This is a genomic window from Chenggangzhangella methanolivorans (assembly GCF_042648545.1).
GTDB lineage: Bacteria > Pseudomonadota > Alphaproteobacteria > Rhizobiales > Methylopilaceae > Methylopila > Methylopila methanolivorans.
Genome location: NZ_JBHRXS010000009.1, coordinates 24,595 through 42,670 on the forward strand (window position 1 = coordinate 24,595; position 18,076 = coordinate 42,670).

At 69.4% G+C, this 18,076-nt stretch carries 18 protein-coding genes and 1 pseudogene; 11 read left to right on the forward strand and 8 right to left on the reverse strand.

Annotated elements, in window-relative coordinates; genetic code table 11:
* Nucleotides 1–108 precede the first annotated feature (108 nt).
* The 6 genes from ACFOWB_RS19100 (at nucleotide 109) to ACFOWB_RS19125 (ending at nucleotide 5,563) form a co-directional block, all read left to right on the forward strand.
* Nucleotides 109–606, forward strand: coding sequence for a hypothetical protein (locus tag ACFOWB_RS19100; RefSeq protein ID WP_378148843.1), 498 nt, complete (start codon nucleotides 109–111; stop codon nucleotides 604–606).
* Nucleotides 603–2,063 (forward strand): histidine kinase, encoded by a 1,461-nt coding sequence (locus ACFOWB_RS19105; RefSeq protein WP_378148844.1) that lies wholly within the window; start codon nucleotides 603–605, stop codon nucleotides 2,061–2,063. The genes ACFOWB_RS19100 and ACFOWB_RS19105 overlap by 4 nt, the downstream gene beginning before the upstream one ends.
* Before the next feature lie 12 nt (nucleotides 2,064–2,075).
* Nucleotides 2,076–2,705: a response regulator transcription factor gene (locus ACFOWB_RS19110; protein WP_378148845.1), complete on the forward strand. Its 630-nt coding sequence runs from the start codon at nucleotides 2,076–2,078 to the stop codon at nucleotides 2,703–2,705.
* Between the two features lie 148 nt (nucleotides 2,706–2,853).
* Nucleotides 2,854–4,125, forward strand: a complete 1,272-nt coding sequence (locus tag ACFOWB_RS19115; RefSeq protein WP_378148846.1) for a hypothetical protein — start codon at nucleotides 2,854–2,856, stop codon at nucleotides 4,123–4,125.
* A 217-nt stretch (nucleotides 4,126–4,342) separates the two neighbouring features.
* Nucleotides 4,343–4,645: a hypothetical protein gene (locus tag ACFOWB_RS19120; protein ID WP_261402059.1), complete on the forward strand. Its 303-nt coding sequence runs from the start codon at nucleotides 4,343–4,345 to the stop codon at nucleotides 4,643–4,645.
* A gap of 204 nt (nucleotides 4,646–4,849) precedes the next feature.
* A complete protein-coding gene (locus ACFOWB_RS19125; protein WP_378148847.1) occupies nucleotides 4,850–5,563 on the forward strand; it encodes a response regulator transcription factor in 714 nt (237 codons plus the stop codon).
* 44 nt (nucleotides 5,564–5,607) lie between these two features.
* Here the strand turns inward: ACFOWB_RS19125 and ACFOWB_RS19130 are convergent, their stop codons facing one another.
* The 5 genes from ACFOWB_RS19130 to ACFOWB_RS19150 all read right to left on the reverse strand — a co-directional run bounded on the left by ACFOWB_RS19130 (nucleotide 5,608) and on the right by ACFOWB_RS19150 (nucleotide 9,826).
* Complete coding sequence (locus ACFOWB_RS19130) at nucleotides 5,608–5,940, reverse strand: DUF2218 domain-containing protein (protein ID WP_261402057.1); 333 nt, start codon at nucleotides 5,938–5,940, stop codon at nucleotides 5,608–5,610.
* A gap of 79 nt (nucleotides 5,941–6,019) precedes the next feature.
* Complete coding sequence (locus tag ACFOWB_RS19135; RefSeq protein WP_378148848.1) at nucleotides 6,020–6,847, reverse strand: ABC transporter ATP-binding protein; 828 nt, start codon at nucleotides 6,845–6,847, stop codon at nucleotides 6,020–6,022.
* Nucleotides 6,844–7,923 (reverse strand): FecCD family ABC transporter permease, encoded by a 1,080-nt coding sequence (locus tag ACFOWB_RS19140; protein ID WP_378148849.1) that lies wholly within the window; start codon nucleotides 7,921–7,923, stop codon nucleotides 6,844–6,846. The genes ACFOWB_RS19135 and ACFOWB_RS19140 overlap by 4 nt, the downstream gene beginning before the upstream one ends.
* Nucleotides 7,920–9,008, reverse strand: a complete 1,089-nt coding sequence (locus ACFOWB_RS19145) for an ABC transporter substrate-binding protein (protein WP_378148902.1) — start codon at nucleotides 9,006–9,008, stop codon at nucleotides 7,920–7,922. Before ACFOWB_RS19145 ends, ACFOWB_RS19140 begins: the two co-directional genes overlap by 4 nt.
* A 62-nt stretch (nucleotides 9,009–9,070) precedes the next feature.
* The gene (locus ACFOWB_RS19150) at nucleotides 9,071–9,826 is read right to left on the reverse strand and encodes a TonB-dependent receptor (protein ID WP_378148850.1); all 756 of its coding nucleotides are present in this window, start codon (nucleotides 9,824–9,826) and stop codon (nucleotides 9,071–9,073) included.
* A gap of 104 nt (nucleotides 9,827–9,930) precedes the next feature.
* Here ACFOWB_RS19150 and ACFOWB_RS19155 point away from each other — a divergent pair, with 104 nt between their 5' ends.
* Both ACFOWB_RS19155 and ACFOWB_RS19160 read left to right on the forward strand, forming a co-directional pair.
* Complete coding sequence (locus tag ACFOWB_RS19155; RefSeq protein ID WP_261402054.1) at nucleotides 9,931–10,179, forward strand: hypothetical protein; 249 nt, start codon at nucleotides 9,931–9,933, stop codon at nucleotides 10,177–10,179.
* A 117-nt stretch (nucleotides 10,180–10,296) separates the two neighbouring features.
* Nucleotides 10,297–10,521 (forward strand): hypothetical protein, encoded by a 225-nt coding sequence (locus tag ACFOWB_RS19160; RefSeq protein ID WP_261402053.1) that lies wholly within the window; start codon nucleotides 10,297–10,299, stop codon nucleotides 10,519–10,521.
* Nucleotides 10,522–10,817: 296 nt separating this feature from the next.
* On the opposite strand, the pseudogene ACFOWB_RS19165 reads toward ACFOWB_RS19160, so the two are convergent.
* Nucleotides 10,818–11,072 (reverse strand): annotated as a pseudogene (locus ACFOWB_RS19165) (TonB-dependent receptor plug domain-containing protein); the annotation flags it as partial.
* A gap of 62 nt (nucleotides 11,073–11,134) precedes the next feature.
* On the opposite strand from ACFOWB_RS19165, the gene ACFOWB_RS19170 reads away from it, so the two are divergent.
* Nucleotides 11,135–11,263 (forward strand): hypothetical protein, encoded by a 129-nt coding sequence (locus tag ACFOWB_RS19170; protein WP_378148851.1) that lies wholly within the window; start codon nucleotides 11,135–11,137, stop codon nucleotides 11,261–11,263.
* Nucleotides 11,264–11,698: 435 nt separating this feature from the next.
* On the opposite strand, the gene ACFOWB_RS19175 is transcribed toward ACFOWB_RS19170, so the two are convergent.
* Both ACFOWB_RS19175 and ACFOWB_RS19180 read right to left on the reverse strand, forming a co-directional pair.
* Nucleotides 11,699–12,658, reverse strand: a complete 960-nt coding sequence (locus tag ACFOWB_RS19175) for a FecR family protein (RefSeq protein ID WP_378148852.1) — start codon at nucleotides 12,656–12,658, stop codon at nucleotides 11,699–11,701.
* A 97-nt stretch (nucleotides 12,659–12,755) separates the two neighbouring features.
* Nucleotides 12,756–13,259: an RNA polymerase sigma factor gene (locus ACFOWB_RS19180; RefSeq protein WP_261402050.1), complete on the reverse strand. Its 504-nt coding sequence runs from the start codon at nucleotides 13,257–13,259 to the stop codon at nucleotides 12,756–12,758.
* 495 nt (nucleotides 13,260–13,754) lie between these two features.
* Between ACFOWB_RS19180 and ACFOWB_RS19185 the strand changes: the two genes are divergently transcribed.
* Both ACFOWB_RS19185 and ACFOWB_RS19190 read left to right on the forward strand, forming a co-directional pair.
* Nucleotides 13,755–14,927: an efflux RND transporter periplasmic adaptor subunit gene (locus ACFOWB_RS19185; protein WP_378148853.1), complete on the forward strand. Its 1,173-nt coding sequence runs from the start codon at nucleotides 13,755–13,757 to the stop codon at nucleotides 14,925–14,927.
* On the forward strand, nucleotides 14,924–18,064 hold the full coding sequence (locus ACFOWB_RS19190; protein ID WP_378148854.1) for a multidrug efflux RND transporter permease subunit: 3,141 nt from the start codon (nucleotides 14,924–14,926) through the stop codon (nucleotides 18,062–18,064). The genes ACFOWB_RS19185 and ACFOWB_RS19190 overlap by 4 nt, the downstream gene beginning before the upstream one ends.
* Nucleotides 18,065–18,076 lie beyond the last annotated feature (12 nt).

Below are 18,076 nucleotides of genomic sequence, written 5' to 3' on the forward strand. Positions count from 1 at the left end.
CTGCAAGGTGAGAGACATGAAGTTCGCCCCATCATAAATATAAAGTCGCAGAAAATGCCGGTCAGCAATCAAACGACACAATATTCGCTTATTAATAGGCTGTGGCCGGTGGTTTTCGCGGCCGCGCTTCTGGGCGCCTGCGACGAGCCAGCGCCCACGCCGGACAGGCAGGCGTCGTCCGCGCCGAAGACCGAAGCCTTCTCGATCGCGGGCCGGAGATGGCTCGACATCAAGGACGACGTCTCGCCCGCGGTCTGGCTCGCAAGCCGCGAAGCCGGACGCGACGTCGCCCCGGGCGATCCGGCCGCCGCCTCGTTCCGCGCCCTCCTGCAGGAAGCGGACGCGCGGTTCTCCGAAGGCCCGCGGATGATCGCCAACCGCGCCGTTCAGGTGGAGGCGATGCTGGCGGAGCGCGGGGTCACGGAAACCGCGCGCGACGTGATCGACGGCCTCGTCGCCATCGGCCAGCTCGGCGAACGGGCCGGGTTCGGCGAGACCTGCCAGCACTACGTCAACGCCCGCGCCGCAAGCGGTTCGCGCGTGGCGGCTCTGGACGCCCTGCGCCGCCAGCCGCTGCCGCAGGCGACCGGGGCCGACGAGCGGTGACCGCGGTGACGGCGGGCGACCTGCGCCATCCGTTCGAGCGAGCGCTCGCGCGCACCGGGCTCGTCGCGGGCGTCTCGCTCAGGACGCGGATCCTCGTGCTGCTCGCCGGCGTCAACCTCGCCTGCGCGGGCGCGGCCGCGGTCGTCACCGTGCTGAACGCGCGCGAGGCCACCCGCACCGAGATCTCCTCCTCGCTCGACACCGCGAGCCGGCTCGTTCGCGAGACGGTCACGCGCCTCGAGCGCGACGTCGGCCGGCTGCGCACCATCGCCGATCTCCAGACCATGCTGCCGGCGGTCCGCCACGCGCAGATCGTCGTGAAGGACGGAGAGGGCCGCCAGATCGCCTCGCGCGATCTCCACGCGCTGCGTGACGGGTCGGACGGCGACGACCTGCCGGGCTGGTTTTCGCGGCTCATCGAGCCCGCGCCCTCTTCGGTCTCGATCCCCGTGCTGATCCGGGGCGAAGCCGCGGGATCTGCGGTCGTCTACGGCGACGCCTCCGACGAGATCGCCGAAGTGTGGGACGACCTGTTCTCGCTCGCGGTCCTGTTCGTCGTCCTGAACGGCCTTGCGCTCGGCGTGTTCGCGGTGCTGCTCGGGCGGGTGCTCGCGCCGCTGGCCAAGCTCGCGGACGGCATGACGGATTTGCGGGTCGGCCGGCTCGACCGCCGGCTGGAGACGCCCAAGAGCCGCGAGCTCGCCTCGATCGTCGAGCGCTTCAACGCGCTCGGCCAGACGTTGGCGGCCGAGCGCGCCACCAACGGTCGCATGTCCTGGCGGATGGTGACGCTGCAGGACGACGAGCGTCGCCAGATCGCCAAGGAGCTTCACGACGAGCTCGGACCTTGCCTGTTCGGGCTGCGTTCGAACCTCTCCTCGCTCGAGCGCGAGCTCGCCGCCAACGCCCCGCAGCCGAGCCCCGCGGCGATGGAGCGCCTCGCTTCCATGACCGACCTCGCCGAGCGTCTGTCGGACATGAACCGGCGGCTGCTCGTTCGGCTTCGGCCGATGGCGCTGGGCGCCGCTCCCCTCACCGACGTCGTGGCGGGCCTGATCGCCGATTTCACCCGCCATCACCCGGAACGTCGATTCGAGCTTGTGGCCCGCAGGCTCGCCCGCAGTTACGGGGAGGCCGTCGATCTCACCGTCTATCGCGCGGTGCAGGAAGGCGTGACCAACGCCATCCGCCACGCCGCCTGCGCGCGCGTCGCGGTGACGATCGAGCAGGGAAAGGACTTCACCGGCGCCGACGTCGTGCTCGTCCGGGTGGTCGACGACGGCGGCGGCGTCACCGAGCCCGCGCCCGCAGGCTTTGGCCTCATCGGACTCGGCGAACGCCTGCGCGCGCTCGGCGGCAGCTTTCATCTCCACAACGTCTCGGAAGGCGCCGCGCTCGACGTCGTGGTGCCGCTCACGCACTCCTCCGCCCGGCGGCTCGCGGCTGCGCCCCAGTAAGGACCGAACGCCATGGCCACGGCTCTCGTCATAGACGACCACCCGATCGTGCTGGAAGGCTGCCGGCGCGTCCTGCTCGACGCCGGCTTCGAGGACGTGCTCGAGGCGGCCGCGCCGCTGGAAGGCTTCCGGCTGTATCGGCGCGCGCGGCCGAGCCTCGTGATCGTCGACCTCGCGATCCGCGGCGCGGGGCTCGCCGGCCTGTCGCTGATCCGGCGGCTGCGCCTCAACGACGACCGGACCCCCATCCTGGTGTTCTCGATGCACAGCGACCCGGTCATCGCCTGGCGGGCGCTGAAGGCCGGCGCGACGGGGTTTCTCGCCAAGGACACCGGCCCGAAGACGCTGCTCGAGGCGGTCGAGCGGGTCCGGCGCAACCAGCCCTACATCGCCCACGACATGGCCGTGCAGGTCGCGCTGCTCGGCTCGCGCGGGCGCGCAGAGCAGGCGGAGCTCACCTCACGCGAGCTCCAGACCCTGTCGCTGCTCGGCGAGGGCCGGTCCTACGCCCAGATCGCGGACTCGCTCGGCGTCAGCTACAAGACCGTCGCCAACACCTGCTCGAACCTCAAGGACAAGCTCAACGCCGGAAGCCTGCAGGATCTCGTGCGGCTCGCCGTGATGCATCAGGTTTCGCAGTAACCGGCGCCAAGCACAATTCTTGAGATTATTATTTTATTTTTGTCTCGTGAGCAGAATTGCTTATGAAGTTCATATATTTTGCGTTGCAAAATAACTTTGCCGCGCGCAGGATCGCTCTACTCTCCTGTTTCGAAGGGAGCGTCCGGGCATGGCGCCATCGTCGCGTGGCACGATCGTGGGTCTGGCTGTCGCGTCCGGTCTCGGGCTTGCGGCGATCGGCGGCTTCATAAGCGGCGAAGCGCGCGAGACCGGCCGGCTCGGCGCAAGCCGCTTCGCCACCTCCGAGGCGGAGGCCGCGGCGCGCCAGGCCTGCGCCTCGAACGCGCCCTTCGTGGTCCTCGACACGTTCGGGGTGTTCAAGCCCGCCAATGTCGAGGAAGCGTCGCCCGAGCCGGGCGACGAGCGGCCGCGACGCCTTCTCCACGGGGACATTGTGGCCGCGATCGCCGAGGCCTCCCATCCCGGCGCGATCGCGTACCAGACCGATCCGAGGTTCAACGTCCGCAGCCTCGTGGCGGACTTCGGCCGTCTCGCCCGCGACGTCGAAAGCGGGCGGATCGCCAAGCCCGCAGCGGTGGTCTCCTCGATCGTGCTGCCGGTCGACCTCGCGCAGGTCAATGCGCGGCTGCGGGTCGACCGCCCGTTCGACCAGTCGAACGTTCTGGCGCGCAAACGCGAGGTGCTCGAGGCGCTGAGCGAGAGCCACGGCGCCCAAAACCCCTACGCGCAGATCGACGGGGAGATGGCGCGGCTGCGCAAGGCCGGCGTGCCGGTGTTCGTCGCGGCTGGAAACACCGGTCCAGACCAGACGGTCAACGCGCTCGCGCTGAGCGAAGGAGTCTATGCGGTCGGCTCGCTCGACCGCGACGGCGCGCGGACGACCTACACCAGCGCGCCGGGCCTCGTCTCGATCTGGAGCCCGGGCTTCGTCGTGCTCACGGACGCGCCAGGCGGCCTCAGCGTCAGCGGCGGGCTCAACGTCGAGCTCAAGGGCGCGGACCTGCCCGAGCAGCGCGCCGTGATCGCCCGCTACGGCGGCAAGCGCGCGGCCGACGTCGCGCTGCGGCCGCCGTCGGAGCTGCGCCAGATCCGGAGCCCCGGGCCGTCGCGCCAACGGCAGCGGTTTCTCGCGATGACGCTCGAACACGGCGTCTACCGCACCGAGGACCTGATGGCGGCCTACGGTTATCCGGAAAGCTCCGGCACCTTTGCGCGCGCGGTGGCCGACGGCCCCTACATGCATTTCCCGACCGACACGATCTTCCGCGCAACCGTCGACGGCGCGCTGTCGTTCGATCCGATCGGCGACCGCTCCGAGGGGCAGTTGCAGGTCGCGGACGCGACGTCTTTCGCGGCGCCCAACGTCTGCGCCAAGAAGCTCTTCCCGACCCGCGTCGCTTCCGCGGCTGGGATGAACTGACTTCGTGGCTACAGCGAAGTCGTAGAATAAAATTACCTTAAGAACGGGCACCCCATATCAACGCGCCGAAGCAACTCTTCCAATAATCCCAAAACAGTTGGGCAGTTTTCCCATTGCGAAAACGTCGCACCGAGCGTGCGATAGGTCGCCGCATCTGATGCGGCATGACCGTCGCCCGGCAGAGGCGGCTTAGAAGCAAAACATGTGAGGGAACGCAATGAGAAAAACGCTGCTCGCCGCCGCGGCGCTGGTGACGCTCTCCGGCGCGGTCGCGGTCGCGGCCGACTGGCCCGCTTTCGACAAACTCGACACCAACGGCAACGGCGTGATCGACCGTATCGAATACCAGAAGAACGTCGGCGCGCTGAAGATCGAATATGCGCCGAACTTCGCCGCCATGGACGAAGACAGCAACAACGGCGTCGACGAAGACGAGTGGAAGGCCGCGCAGAAGCTGACGACCAGCTATACGGCGCGCTGCCGGGAGGCGTCGGCGTCTTGGTGCAAGGACGCGAAATAGCCTTTCCCCGACGTCCCGAGGCCGGGCCGACCGAAGCCCGGCCTCGGAAGCCGGATAACTCGCGTCGCCGCAGCCAGGACCGGCGACATGACATGATCAGCGGCGGCGCTGCGAATCCGATTATTATTACGATCATAAAATAAAACGAGAGATTACGGGCCACTATACTTATTTATATTGCAGCTTGAGCGACCAGAGCTTCTTATGGGCGCAATGACAGTCACAATCATCGCGCTCGAGGGCAGCACGTCCGGATTTCTTGCGGACGCGCTCGCGCAGGAAGGCTTCTCCGCGAGCCTGACGGCCGAGTTCGAAACCGCGCCCGTGGCGCAAGCCGTCCTCGTGCTCGTCGGGACGATGTCGGCGGACGCGCTCTCGGTGATCTCCGAACTCAGGATCCGCCGCCCCTCCACGCCCCAGATGGTCGTCTGCGACCACGACGACGTCGATGCGCGGATCGCCGCCTACGAGGCCGGCGCGGACGACTGTCTGTCGCGGCCGTTCCATTTCCGCGAGTTCGTCGCCAAGCTGCGCGCCCTCCAGCGCCGCGCCGCCCGGGGCGCCGCGGTTCCGCTGCTGCCCCCCTCGCCCGCCGTCATCGACCTGGCCTCGCTCGAACTGAGAAGCGGCGACCGGGTCTGCCGGCTGACCAAGCGTGAGGCTGACCTGCTCGTCACGCTCGGACGCGCCGCCGGCGGCGTGGTCCGGCGGGAGGACGTGCTGCGCGACGCCTGGGGCGCGCCGCCTGGCGTGTCGGGCAATCTCGTCGACGTCTATGTCGGCTACGCCCGGCGCAAGCTCTCGGACATCGAAGCCGGCGTCGAGATCAAGTCGGTCCGCGGCGAAGGCTTTCAGCTGGCTGCGCGAAGACCCTCGCGCGCGAGGCCGCAGGCCCCGGCCTCAGCGCGATCGACGTGACCGTCGCCGGACCGGCGTCCGGCGGCGGTCGCACCCCCCGCGCTTCACCCGTGAGGCTGGTCTTCGGGCGGCTCGGGCGCCACCGGGACGCCTTGCGCATCCGTCCAGTCGAACGTCAGATCTTCACGGAAAGCGAAGCGGCGAAGATGCTCCTCCACCACCTTCTGGAGACGGGGCGCATCGCCCGGATCGACGGCGGAGACCACGACCGTCAGGCTGTCGTCCGTCGCGTCCATCTCGCAGCGGCCCATCGGCAGGGAGATCTCGCCATGGGCGGGCGTGAACGCGACCTCGAACTTGTGGCTCCAGTGCTTGCACAATTGCTGCAGCATCCGGCTGCCCGACGGGGTGACGACGATGGCGCGGCGCTGATCCATGACGAATTTCTCTTTTGCTTCAATATTTAACGATCAGTCTAAACCTGTGGAGCGGATCGACGAGAACCGAACCGACAGATCAGCCATCTCGATCCGGGACGCCTGACGCGGCGGAGACAGCAGGCGCGTCCACCATGACATGGAGACGACCGCGCGAGCAGCGCTCGACGCGCGCCTCAACCCGGTAGACAGCCGAAAGCACCGCCGGCGACAAGGCCTGATCGGGCGAACCCTCGGCCGCCACCGCGCCCCGGTCCAGCACGACGAGATGGTCGGCCCAGGACGCCGCGAGCGTCAGGTCGTGCAGCACGACCACCACGATCCGGCCCTCCCGCGCGAGCGCGCGCACGATCGTCATCACGTCGAGCTGGTGGCGCAGGTCGAGCGCGCTGGTGGGCTCGTCGAGCAGGAGAAGGTGCGGCGCGCGCGCGATCGCCTGGGCGAGGCTCGCAAGCTGCCGCTGGCCGCCCGACAGCCGCCCGATCCCCTCCATCGCGAGGTCGAGGATGTCGAGGCGATCGAGCACCTCGACGGCGCGGCGGCGGGTCTCGGGGCTGCTTCCGTCGAGGTCGGCGAGCGGCGAGGCCTTGAGCGCGCCGATCACGCCTTCGAGCACCGAAAGCTCGGCGTTCTGCGGCAGCGTCTGGGGCATGAAGGCGACATGGCCGGCGCGTTCGGCGAGCGAGAGCGCGGAGAGGTCGAGATCGCCGAGCCGGATGGAGCCGGACGCCGGCACGAGGCCCGCGAGGCTGCGCAGCAGCGTGGACTTGCCGGCCGCGTTCGGGCCGACGAGCGCCGTCACCTTGCCGGGCTCGAGCGGGGCGAACGTCAGGTCCTTGAGCACCGGGCGGTTGCGATAGCCGGCGCTCAGCCCCGAGACCTTGAGCGATCGCGCGCCGTCGGTCACAGCCGCTCCCGCCGCCGGAAGATCAGCGCGAAGAAGACGGGCAGGCCGACGAGCGAGGTCACGATGCCGATCGGGATGATGACGCCCGGCATGATCGCCTTGCTGGCGAGGTCGGCGAGCGACATCACGGCCGCGCCCGTTAGCGCGCTCGCGGGCAGGAAGAAGCGATGGTCCTCGCCGATGAGCAGGCGCGCGATGTGCGGACCGACGAGCCCGATGAAACCGATGGTTCCCACGAAGGCGACCGCGGTCGCGGCCAGAAGGCTGACGCGCAGCAGCGAGAAGAACCGCAGCCGGGCGACGTCGACGCCGAAGCTTCGGGCGCGGTCCTCGCCAAGCCGCAGCGCGGTGAGCTTCCACGACGCGCCGACCGAGAACGGCGCGGTGACGAGGATCACGAGGGCCAGGATCGTGATCGACTCCCAGTTGGCGCGGCCGAGGCTTCCCATGCCCCAGAACACGAGCTGCTGGACCGCCTGGGCCGAGGCGACGAACTGGAGGAGGCCCACCAACGCGTTGAAGGTGAAGACCAGCGCAATGCCGAACATCACGAGGCTGTCCGGCCCGCCGCCGCGGATGCGGGTGAGGCTCTGCAGCAGCAGGACCGAGCCGAAGGCGAACAGGAAGGCGTTGCCGGTGACGATCCAGCTCGCCGGCACGCCCGGCAGGCCGACGCCGAGGATGATGGCGAGCGCCGCGCCGAGCGAGGCCGCCGACGAGACGCCGAGCGTGAAGGGGCTCGCCAGCGGATTGTTGAGGATGGTCTGCATCTCCGCGCCCGCGAGCGACAGCGCGATCCCGACCAGCACCGCCATGACGGCGGGCTGGATCCGCACGTTCCAGACGATGGCGAGGGTGCTGCGGCTCGCCTCGCCAGGCCTCAGGATCGCCTGGATCGTCTCGGCGATCCCGAGGCTGGACGGGCCGGTCGCGAGATCGAACAGGAACGAGACGAAGAGCACGGCGGCGAGCACGGCCACGATGACGACGCGGCGCAAGGTCCGCCGCTCGTAGGCCGCGAGCACGGCCTCGCGTCTGCCGGCGCGGTCGTCAAGCTGGGCGGCGTCGGGGCTCACGGGGCGGTCCCGGAAGACGTCTCGGACGGGGCGTCGAGGCTCGCCCAGAACGATCCTTTGAGCGGCCTCGCGAGGAAGCGGCCGTTGATCTCGTCGAGGCTCTTCTGCGGGTCGATGTCGGCGAACAGGGTCGGGTGTCTCCACTTGGCGAAGAGCTCGACCGCCAGAACGTTGAGCGGCGAGCGCATCAGCGTGGTGTCGATCGCGTGCACGCGGCGCTCGCGGACGGCCGCGAGACCGTCGAGGCCGGGCTGACGGGTCGTCGCTTCGAGCCGCGCAAGCGTCTGTTCGCGGGTCCGCTCCGGCCCGAACAGGGATTCGGCCCAGAACGACCAGTCGGTCGCCACGAAAATATCCGGGTCGCTCTCGATCACGGCCTCGAGGCTGAGCTGGCCGACCATGCCGGGCAGCTTGTCCTCGGCGATGTTCCGGACGCGCAGCATGTCGAAGAACGGCGACATGAAGCCCTTGGCGAAGGACCAGCAACAGGTTCCGTCGGCCGATCGCCTGTAGATCATGAGCTTTGGGCGCGCGGGCTTTTCCGCCGCGAGCCGCTCGACGATGGTCGCGATGCGGCGGCGATGGAAGTCGGCGAACGCGGCGGCCTGTTTCTCCGCCCCGATCGCGGCGCCGACGAGCTCGATGCTCGGGATCGTGTTCCTGGCCGGGTCGACGAAGAAATCGACATAGAGCACCGGCACGCCCGCGGCCGCGAAGGCGCGCTCCACCGCGTCCTGCTGTCCGGGGCCGGCGAGCGTGGCGATCAGAAGGTCGGGCTTCAGCGCGAGCGCCGTCTCGACCGCGAACGTGCCGAACGACATCGTGCCGAGGCGGGGCTTTCCGGCGAGGTCCTGCTCCGCCTCGAACTGGCCCCGGCTCTCGGTGGCCCCGACGCCGACGACGAGATCGGCCGCGTCGCGACTGAGCAGCGCAAGCGCCGGATAATAGCCCGGCGCCTCGACGATGATCCGTTTTGCGGGACCCGCGATCTCGACCTGCCGTCCGGCGACGTCCGTCACGACGGTTTGGGCGCGCGCGTTCGATGCGGCGACAGCGATCGCGCCGAAAGCCAGCGCGAACAGCAATGCGGGCCGGAGCGTCCGGCCCGCCCACATCCCCGGGCGGGTGCGTCGCCGTCCGTCCTGCATCAGAACGTGAACGTCGTCGACAGCCGATAGGTCCGCGGATCGCTCAACGACAGGAATCCATTGGAGAATCCGCCCTTCCAGTAGTTTTTGTCGAACACGTTGTCGACGTTGAAGCGCAGCGTGATCGGCTTGTCGTCGACGGGCGACAGGAGCACGTAGCGCGCGCCCAGATCGACCGTGGTCCAGGACGGGATCTTCAGGTCTGGGCGCGAATTCACCACCACCTGGTCGCTCGTGTGGGTGACGCGCCCGGTCAGCGTCAGTCCGTCGACGAACGGCGTGTCCCACTCGCCGCCGATCACTAGGCGCACCTTCGGCGCGCCGTAGGCCCGCTCGCCGTCGAGCGCTCCGCCGGTCGTCTTGGTCTGCACCGCGTCGAGGAAGGTGACGCCGCCGAGCAGGCGCACGCCTTCGACGATCTCGCCATAGGCGTTGATCTCGACGCCGCGGTTGCGCTGCTCGCCGTCGAGGTCGAGCGTCGGCAGGTCGCCCGGCCGGGCCGCCGGGGTGATGGTGGTGTTCGGCTGGGTGATCTGGAACGCCGCGAAGGTCGTGGTCACCATGCCCCAATCGACCTTCACGCCGGCTTCGTACTGCTTGCTGACGAACGGCGGCAGGACGCCGGGATTGGCGTAAGTCGCTTCGTTGATGGTCTGGCCAGCCTGCAGGCCCTGGATGTAGCTGGCGTAGATCGAGACGTTCTCCCAGGGCTTCACCACCAGGGCGGACCGCCGGGCTCCAGGCGTCGCTGTCATATCCCGGGGCCTGGACGCGGGTCGAGGCGTTCCAGGTGTCGACCTTGACCTCCTGGTAGCGCAGGCCCGCGGTGAACAGGATCCGATCGTCGAGGAACGACAGCGTGTCGGCGACGCCGATGCTCTGCACCGTCGTCTCGTTCACCGTCTTGGGCTTTCCGGGATCGGTCAGCGTCGGCTTGCCGTCCGGGAAGACGGGGTCGTCGATCGTGCCCGCGATGAAGGGCGCGCTGGACGAAAACGCGCTCTTCTCCTCGAATTCGGCGCGCGACAGGCTGAGGTTGAGCTGGTGCTCGATCGGTCCGGTGGTGGCCGTCGCCCTGACCCCGCCCTGCATCGACAGCACGTCGTAGTCGGACTTCTGCCAGTAGGGCGTCAGCGAATACGTCCCGTCGCTGCGGAACGTCGCCGGACCGCCGACGACGAAGCGCTTCTTGGATGTCTGGCCGCCGATGGCGGCGTAGGCCGTGATGTTCTCGGCGACGTCGACCTCGACGCGCGCCATGCCGAGCGTGTTCTCCGAACGGCCCTTGTCCCAGTCCGGAAACAGGCTCTTGTCGCCGTCGGGCGCGTCCGGAACCTTGAAGCTGAAGTCGGTCAGCACGGACCGGACGCTGGCGAAATTCGCGCGCGGGCTGTCCCGCTGGCTCTGGTGGGCGATGTCGATCGCAGCGCGGACGCGCTCGCCGCGATAGTCGAGATTGATGGCCGCGGCCCTGTGGTGGGCCTCCTGGCGGTCGACCGGCGTGTCGCCGCCGTCGACGCTGCCGTTGATCCGCACGCCGAACGCGCCGTCCGGCCCGAAGCGGCGTCCGACATCGGCATGAACGCCGAACATCGAGTCCGAGAGGTAGCGGGTCGTGAGCTCCGTCAGCGGCTCGTCGAAGGCCCGCTTCGTGGTGAGGTTGACGGTCCCGCCGATCGCGCCGGAGCCCGCCGCCGCCATGCCGTTGAGGAGCGCGCTCGGCCCTTTGAGCACTTCGACCCGGTCGATGTAGTCGGCCGACGGAAACTCGATCGGAGCCATGCCCGCAAGCCCGTTCAGGCTGCGCGTGCCGGTCGTCGAGATGTTCTGGAAGCCGCGGATGAACTCGGCGTCGTTGCGCCCCCCCGTCGCGGTGGTGATGATCGAGGGGTCGTTCGACAGCACCTCGTTGACGGTGCGCGCCTGCTGGTCGCGGATCGTCTTGTTTGTGTAGTTCGTCTGGCTGAAGGGCGTGTCCATCACGCTGCGGTCGCCCAGCATGCCGAGCTGGGCCGCCGGTCGCCACCTGCCCGCCGGCGTAAGGAGGTGGAGGGGCGCCGAGCGTGGAGTTCGGATTGACGCCCTGGACCGCGATGGCCTGGAGCGGCGTCGCACCGTCCTCCGCCGCGGCGCCGTCGACGGTCGCCTCCTGCGCGACGATCGCGATCGTGGTCGAGTTCGTGAACGAATAGGCGAGCCCGGAGCCGGCGAGGATCCGCCCCAGCGCCTCGCCGCTCGTCGCCGAGCCCGAGAAGCCGCCGGACGTCTTGCCTGTTGCGATCGAGGCCAGATAGGTGACCTGGAGGCCCGCCTGACGCCCGTAGATGGTCAGGGCCTGGCTCAACGGGCCGGCCGGAATGTCGAACGGCGTCCGCGCGGACTGGGCCGCGGCCGGCCCGGTCCCGGCGCCCGACGCGATCCCGATCGCCGTCGCGCACAGAAGCGCGGCCGCCAGCCTGCGCCGGCCCGCCGCGAGCGCCCTCGTCTCCCCCGTCCCCCGCGCCATCGTCGAGCCGCTCCGCCTGATCGAACAGTCGGAGGATCCGCGCCAGCCCCCGGGCGCCGCGCTCCTCCTGAGGCTGTTACAATCGGCGGCCCGGAATATTCGCCCCCGGGCGAAAGTTTTTTCAGAGGGGCGAAACGACCGTCAGCAAAGGGGAGATTTCGCGCACCTGCGCGCCCGCTGGATGCACGACGGCCTGCAGCGCGCGGATCGGATCCTGCAGGTCGTAGATCCCGCTGACCCGCTGCGACCCGACGAACGGATCGGCGATCACGATCCGGCCCGGAACCCAGCGGCCGATCCGGGCGACGAGCGCCGAAATCGTCTCCCGCTCGGCCACGATCGTGCGGTCCCGCCACGCCGCGATCTGGCCTTCCGCCATCTGGTGCAGGTCGACCGCCCCCGAAGACGCGTCGAACGACAGGCTGTCGCCGGGCCCGAGCCGCCGTCCGCTCGACAGCGAGGCCGCCGGCGCGCGCGCCTCCACCAGGCCGTGGCCGACGCCCACGGTCACGACGCCTGCGTCGCTCGACAGATCGAAAGCCGTGCCGAGAGCGGTCGCGGTCACCTCGCCGCTCTGCACGACGAAGGGCCGCCCGGCGTCCTTCGCCACGTCGAAATACGACATGCCGGCGAGCAGTTCGACGCGGCGAACCTGCGCGCTGAACTCCAGCCCGATCGCGCTGTCGGGTCCGAGCGTCGCCACGCTGCCGTCGGGCAGCTCGATCCGGCGGATCTCGCCGGTCGCGGTCATGTGGTCGGCGCGCGCGCCAAGGAGGAGCCGCGGCGCGACGACCGAACCGGCTCCAAGGGCGGCGAGCGCCGCGACGCCGCCGACCATGACGCTCCGCCTCGTCCTGGCGCCCCGTGCGCGCCGCGCCGCGTCGCGCTCGCTCGTCAGAACCTGGCCCGAGGCCCCGTGGATGCGGGCGACGCGGGCCCAGACCTTTTCATGAAGCGGGCTGCGGGAGCGCCAGGCGCGCGCCATCTCGGCCGGAACGGGATTGTCGGGGTCGCTCTGGAGACGAATGACAAGGTCGATGGCTTCGTCGACCAGCCGTTCGTTGTCCTGCGCCTCGTCCATCCATGACCTTCCAGGGGCCGACTTGTCGGGCCGCGAAGCCCTCCGCCCTGTTGGTACAAACGAGGAGCGCGAATTTTCTCCCTATAGCCCAAAAACGTCAGAAGGCGTCCACGCGCAGCAGAAGATGCCGATAGGCGCGGTGGATCAGCTCCCAGGTCCGGCTGTTCGACAGGCCGAGCTCGTCGGCGACCTCGGCGATCGTGCGGCCCTCAAGGTGGTGGAGCTCGAAAGCCCTGCGCGTCTTTTCGGGCAGCTCGCCGAGCGCCTCGGCCATCTGCTGGAGGCATTGCCGGGAATAGACGGCCGTCTCGGCGCAGGGGAACGGATCGGCGATCTGGGCGAGCGCTTCCTCGCCGAGATCGGCGACCGGAAGCAGCGCCTCGCGCCGGCGATGATTGAGGCCGAGCGTGCGCGAGACCTCGAACAGATAGGCGCGCGGATTGTCGGTTCCGGTCGCGGCGGCGGGCGGAGAGGCCAGAACCTTCAGGAAAGCGTCCTGGGTGAGGTCCGCGGCGGCTTCCGCGTCGAAGCCGCGTCGGCGCAGCGACCGGACGATCTCCTTCGAGTGGCGCCGGAACAGCGACGAAAGATCCCACCTCATCGACGCCCACGCCCATCCGGCGCAGGGCGAGGCCGCGCAGGGCCGCGCGGCTTCGAAGGCGTGGTCTGGCCTTCGGAACGAACGTCGTCGATCTCAGTCCGGCGATCGAAGCTCATATTCGGGCGCGTCTCGGGAGGCCTGGCCTGACGCCAAGCTCGAGACGATTAGATCGGCCAGAAATTCACGTGCAACGCCAATGAATTATATCGATTCCAAGCACGCGTTCGCAGCGCCTCGCGTTTGAGCGCGGATGCAAGCCCGAACCCTCTAAATTCTGAACCGCCACGCCCCTCCGGCCGCCCCCGTCGCCGCCTTCCGTCGCCCGTCGCTTTCGGGCAGCCGCGTTGCCGAGGGGCAACGATCGCCCCCGTCGTCGCGGGCGGCGCGGCCGAACGAGCGGTCGTTAACGCCAAGCATCACGACGGCGTTCGCAAAGCCCTGAAATGGTCCTCTTGCGCACGCCGTGTGGTATGACTTGGCTCTGGAGCTCAGTTCATGGCGCGTCTTGGAATTGCCCTCGTCTCCGTCGCGATCGCGGCCGCTGCGGGCGTCGGCGTCTGGCATTTTCAGCGCGACGCCGGCGGCGCCGCGCCCGCGCCCCGGCCGAAGCCCGCCATTCCGGTCACGGCCGTGGAGGCGCGGCGCGCCGACGTTCCGCTCGTTCTCTCGGGCCTCGGCGTGATCCAGCCGCTCAACGTCGTCACGGTCCGCAGCCGCGTCGACGGCGAAGTGGTCGAGCTCGCCTATGAGGAAGGCCGCGAGGTGAAGGAGGGCGACCTTCTCGTCCAGATCGACCCGCGGCCCTACAAGGCGGCGCTCGATCAGGCCAAGGCCAAGCAGGCCCAGGACGAGGCCCAGTTCTCCAACGCCGAACGAGATCTCGCGCGCTCCAGGCAGCTCGCCCAGTCGAACTTCGCCTCGCGCCAGCAGGTCGACAGCCAGGCGGCCGAGGTCGCGCGGCTGAAAGCTTTGATCGAGGCCGACAGGGCCGCGGTCGAGGCGGCGCAGATCGAGCTCGACTACACCACGATCCGGGCGCCGATGAGAGGCCGCGCGGGCTTTCGCCTCGTCGACAAGGGCAATCTGGTGCGCTCGTCGGACGCCACCGGCATCGTCACCCTGTCGCAGACCGACCCGATCACCGCCGTCTTCACCCTGCCCGAGCGCGACTTTCCCGACGTCTCCGCGGCGCTGCGGCGCGGCCGCGTCGAGGCCGTCGCGAGCTCGCCGGACGGACGTCAGCTCGGGCGCGGCGAGCTCAGCGTGCTCAACAGTCAGATCGACCAGACGACCGGCACCTTCAAGGCCAAGGCCACCTTCGCCAACGCCGACGGCGCCCTCTGGCCGGGGCAATCTGTGAGCGTGACGGCGAGCGTCGGCGCGCTCGAGAACGTCGTCACAATCCCCGACGACGCGCTTCAGCGCGGGCCGCAAGGCGCCTTCGCCTTCGTGGTGAAGGACGACGGTTCGGCGGAGCGCCGGCCCATCACCGTGTCGCTGCAGGCCGGCGGGCTCGCGGTGGTGACGCGCGGGCTCGTGACGGGCGAGCGCGTCGTCGCCGCCGGGGCCTCGCGGGTCGCGGAAGGCGCGCGGCTCGACGTCTCCGAAGCGCCGCGCGCCGAGGCGCCGGCGGCCGCCAACGGCGCCCCGAAGACCGGCGCGCCGTGAGCGGCCCCGAGGCTCCCGTCGCGAGCGGCGGCGTCTCCGGCCCCTTCATCCGCCGGCCCGTCGCCACATGGCTGATGATGGCCGCGATCCTGATCGCTGGCCTTGCGGCATACCTGCGCCTCCCGGTGGCGCCGCTGCCTCAGATCGATTTTCCGACGATCCAGATCACCGCCAGCCTGCCGGGCGCCTCGCCTGAAACGATGGCGTCCTCGGTCGCGCAGCCGCTGGAGCGGCAGTTCGCGCAGATCCCGGGTCTCAACGAGCTCACCTCGGTGAGCGCGATCGGCGCGACCACGATCACCGCCGAGTTTGACCTCGACCGTAACATCGACGCAGCCGCCCAGGACGTGCAGGCGGCGATCAACGCCGCTGCCGGCGACCTTCCGCCCAACCTCCCCTCCCCGCCGAGCTATCGCAAAACCAACCCGGCGGACGCGCCGATCTTGCTGTTGTCGATCACCTCCGAGGAAATGCCGCTGGTCGAAGCCAACGACATCGCCGACAGCCGGCTCGCCCAGCAGATCAGCCAGATCAAGGGCGTGGGCCAGGTGACGATCGCGGGCGAGCAGAAGCCCGCCATCCGCGTGCAGATCGACCCCGCCAAGATCGCCGCCAAGGGCCTGACGCTGGAAGAGATCCGCGGCGTCATGGCCACCGTCTCGACCGACAGCCCGAACGGCGTGATCGACGGCCAGCGGCGCCAGTTCACGATCTATTCCGACGGCCAGCTCACGCAGGCCGCGCGCTGGAACGACGTGGTGCTCGCCTATCGCGGCGGCGCGCCGATCCGGGTGCGGGACGTCGGCCAGGCGGTGACGGGCCCCGAGGACCAGTTCCAGGCCGCCTGGGTCAACGGCCAGCGCGGGCTCTTCCTCGTGATCCGCAAGCAGCCGGGCGCGAACGTCGTCGAGACGGTCGACGCGGTGAAGGCGGAGCTGCCGCGGCTCACCGCCTCGCTGCCGCCCTCGCTCAAGGTCGCGATCATGAGCGACCGGACATCGACCATCCGCGCCTCTCTGGCCGAGGTGCAGAAGGTGCTTATCGAGGCCATCGTCCTCGTGGTGCTGGTGATCTTCGTCTTCCTGCGGTCCGCCGCCGCGACCGCGATCTCGGCCATCACCGTGCCGATCTCGCTGCTCGGCGCCTGCGCGGTGATGTACGGCTTCGGCTATTCGCTGAACAATCTGTCGCTGATGGCGCTCGTGATCGCGGTCGGCTTCGTGGTCGACGACGCGATCGTGGTGATCGAGAACATCGCCCGCCACATCGAGGACGGCATGAAGCCGTTTCCAGCGGCGCTGAAAGGCGCGGGCGAGATCGGCTTCACGATCGTCTCGATCTCGGTGTCGCTGGTCGCAGCCTTCATCCCGCTGCTGCTGATGGGCGGGCTGATCGGAAGGCTGTTCCGCGAATTCGCCATGACGGTCGCGATCACCATCGCGGTCTCGGCGGTCGTGTCGCTGACGCTCACCCCGATGCTCGCGGCCCGTCACCTCAAGGACGAGCACGGGCGCCGCCACGGGCTGTTCTATCGCGTCGTCGAGCGCGGCTTCGACGCCACGTTGAAGGGATACGGCCGCGCGCTCGACGTCGTGCTTCGCCACCAGTTCCTGACGCTGCTCGTCTTCTTCGCAACGATCGGGACGGCCGGCTGGCTGTTCGTGACGCTGCCCAAGGGGTTCTTCCCGCAGCAGGACACCGGCCTCATCACCGGCTCGAGCGAAGCCGCGCAGGACGTTTCTTCAGGAGAGCTCGCGCGGCTCCAGCGGGAGCTCGACAAGATCGTGCTGGCCGATCCCGCGGTCGAGACGGTGGCGAGTCTCGTGGGCGCGGGCGGCGGCGCACAGGCGCCCAACGCCGGCCGCGGCTTCATCCAGCTCAAACCCCACGCCGACCGCGACGTGACCGCCGACGAGGTGATCGCGCGGCTGCGTCCGAAGCTCGCCGAGGTGCCGGGCGCGACGCTGCTGCTGCAATCGGCGCAGGACGTGCGGCTCGGCGGACGTCGCACGCGCACGCAGTACCAATACGTCCTGCAGGACGCGAACCTCGAGACGCTCGACGAATTCGCGCCGCGGGCGCTCGAGGCGCTGCGGGGGCTTCCCGAACTCCGCGACGTCGCGACCGACAGCCAGGATTCCGGCGCCACGCTGACGCTCAAGATCGACCGCGACCAGGCCTCGCGCTACGGCATCCAGCCCCAGGCGATCCAGGACACGCTCTACGACGCCTTCGGCCAGCGGCAGGTGGCGCAGTTCGTCACCCAGCTCAACACCTACAAGATCATCCTCGAGGCGCCGCAAGCCGAGCGCGGCGACGTCGAGACTTTGCGGCGGCTCTACGTCCGCTCGCCGGCGAATGGCGAGCAGGTGCCGATCTCGGCGCTCGCCTCATGGTCGCGAGACGAGACCGCGCCGCTCACCATCAACCACCAGGGGCTCTTTCCGGCGGTCACCATCAGCTTCAACCTCGCGCAGGGAAAGTCGCTCGGCGAGGCCACGGCCGCGATCGAGAGCGCGATGCGACGGCTGGGCGCGCCGGCCTCGCTCGTCGGCTCCTTCGCCGGCACCGCGCAGGCGTTCCAGGCCTCGATCTCGACCGTGCCGCTGCTGATCCTGGCGGCGCTGGTCGCGGTCTACATCATCCTCGGCATTCTCTACGAGAGCTTCGTCCACCCGCTGACGATCCTCTCGACGCTGCCCTCGGCCGGCGTCGGCGCGCTCGGGGTGCTGCATCTCGCCGGCTTCGAGTTCTCGCTGATCGCGCTCATCGGCATCGTGCTGCTGATCGGCATCGTGAAGAAGAACGGGATCATGATGGTGGACTTCGCGCTCGCCGCGCAGCGCGACGAGGGGCTCGCCCCGCATGAGGCGATCCGCAAGGCCTGCATGCTGCGCTTCCGGCCGATCCTGATGACCACCATGGCGGCGATGCTCGGCGGCGCGCCGCTGATGCTCGGCCACGCGGTCGGCTACGAGATTCGCCAGCCGCTCGGCTACGCCATGGTGGGCGGCCTGTTCGTGAGCCAGATCCTGACCCTGTTCACGACCCCAGTGGTCTATCTCTATCTGGACCGGCTCGGCCGCCTTCTGGGAGGCGAGCGCGCCGCGCAGCCCGGCGCGGCCGCAGCGGAATAGCCGAGGCCGCGC

Bases quoted from the DNA above. Each gene is read 5' to 3' on its own strand.
- ACFOWB_RS19110 (WP_378148845.1), top strand. From the start codon at position 2,076: ATGGCCACGGCTCTCGTCATAGACGACCACCCGATCGTGCTGGAAGGC.
- ACFOWB_RS19115 (WP_378148846.1), top strand. From the start codon at position 2,854: ATGGCGCCATCGTCGCGTGGCACGATCGTGGGTCTGGCTGTCGCGTCC.
- ACFOWB_RS19120 (WP_261402059.1), top strand. From the start codon at position 4,343: ATGAGAAAAACGCTGCTCGCCGCCGCGGCGCTGGTGACGCTCTCCGGC.
- ACFOWB_RS19125 (WP_378148847.1), top strand. From the start codon at position 4,850: ATGGGCGCAATGACAGTCACAATCATCGCGCTCGAGGGCAGCACGTCC.
- ACFOWB_RS19130 (WP_261402057.1), bottom strand. From the start codon at position 5,940: ATGGATCAGCGCCGCGCCATCGTCGTCACCCCGTCGGGCAGCCGGATG.
- ACFOWB_RS19150 (WP_378148850.1), bottom strand. From the start codon at position 9,826: ATGACAGCGACGCCTGGAGCCCGGCGGTCCGCCCTGGTGGTGAAGCCC.
- ACFOWB_RS19160 (WP_261402053.1), top strand. From the start codon at position 10,297: ATGTTCTCGGCGACGTCGACCTCGACGCGCGCCATGCCGAGCGTGTTC.
- ACFOWB_RS19175 (WP_378148852.1), bottom strand. From the start codon at position 12,658: ATGGACGAGGCGCAGGACAACGAACGGCTGGTCGACGAAGCCATCGAC.
- ACFOWB_RS19180 (WP_261402050.1), bottom strand. From the start codon at position 13,259: ATGAGGTGGGATCTTTCGTCGCTGTTCCGGCGCCACTCGAAGGAGATC.
- ACFOWB_RS19185 (WP_378148853.1), top strand. From the start codon at position 13,755: ATGGCGCGTCTTGGAATTGCCCTCGTCTCCGTCGCGATCGCGGCCGCT.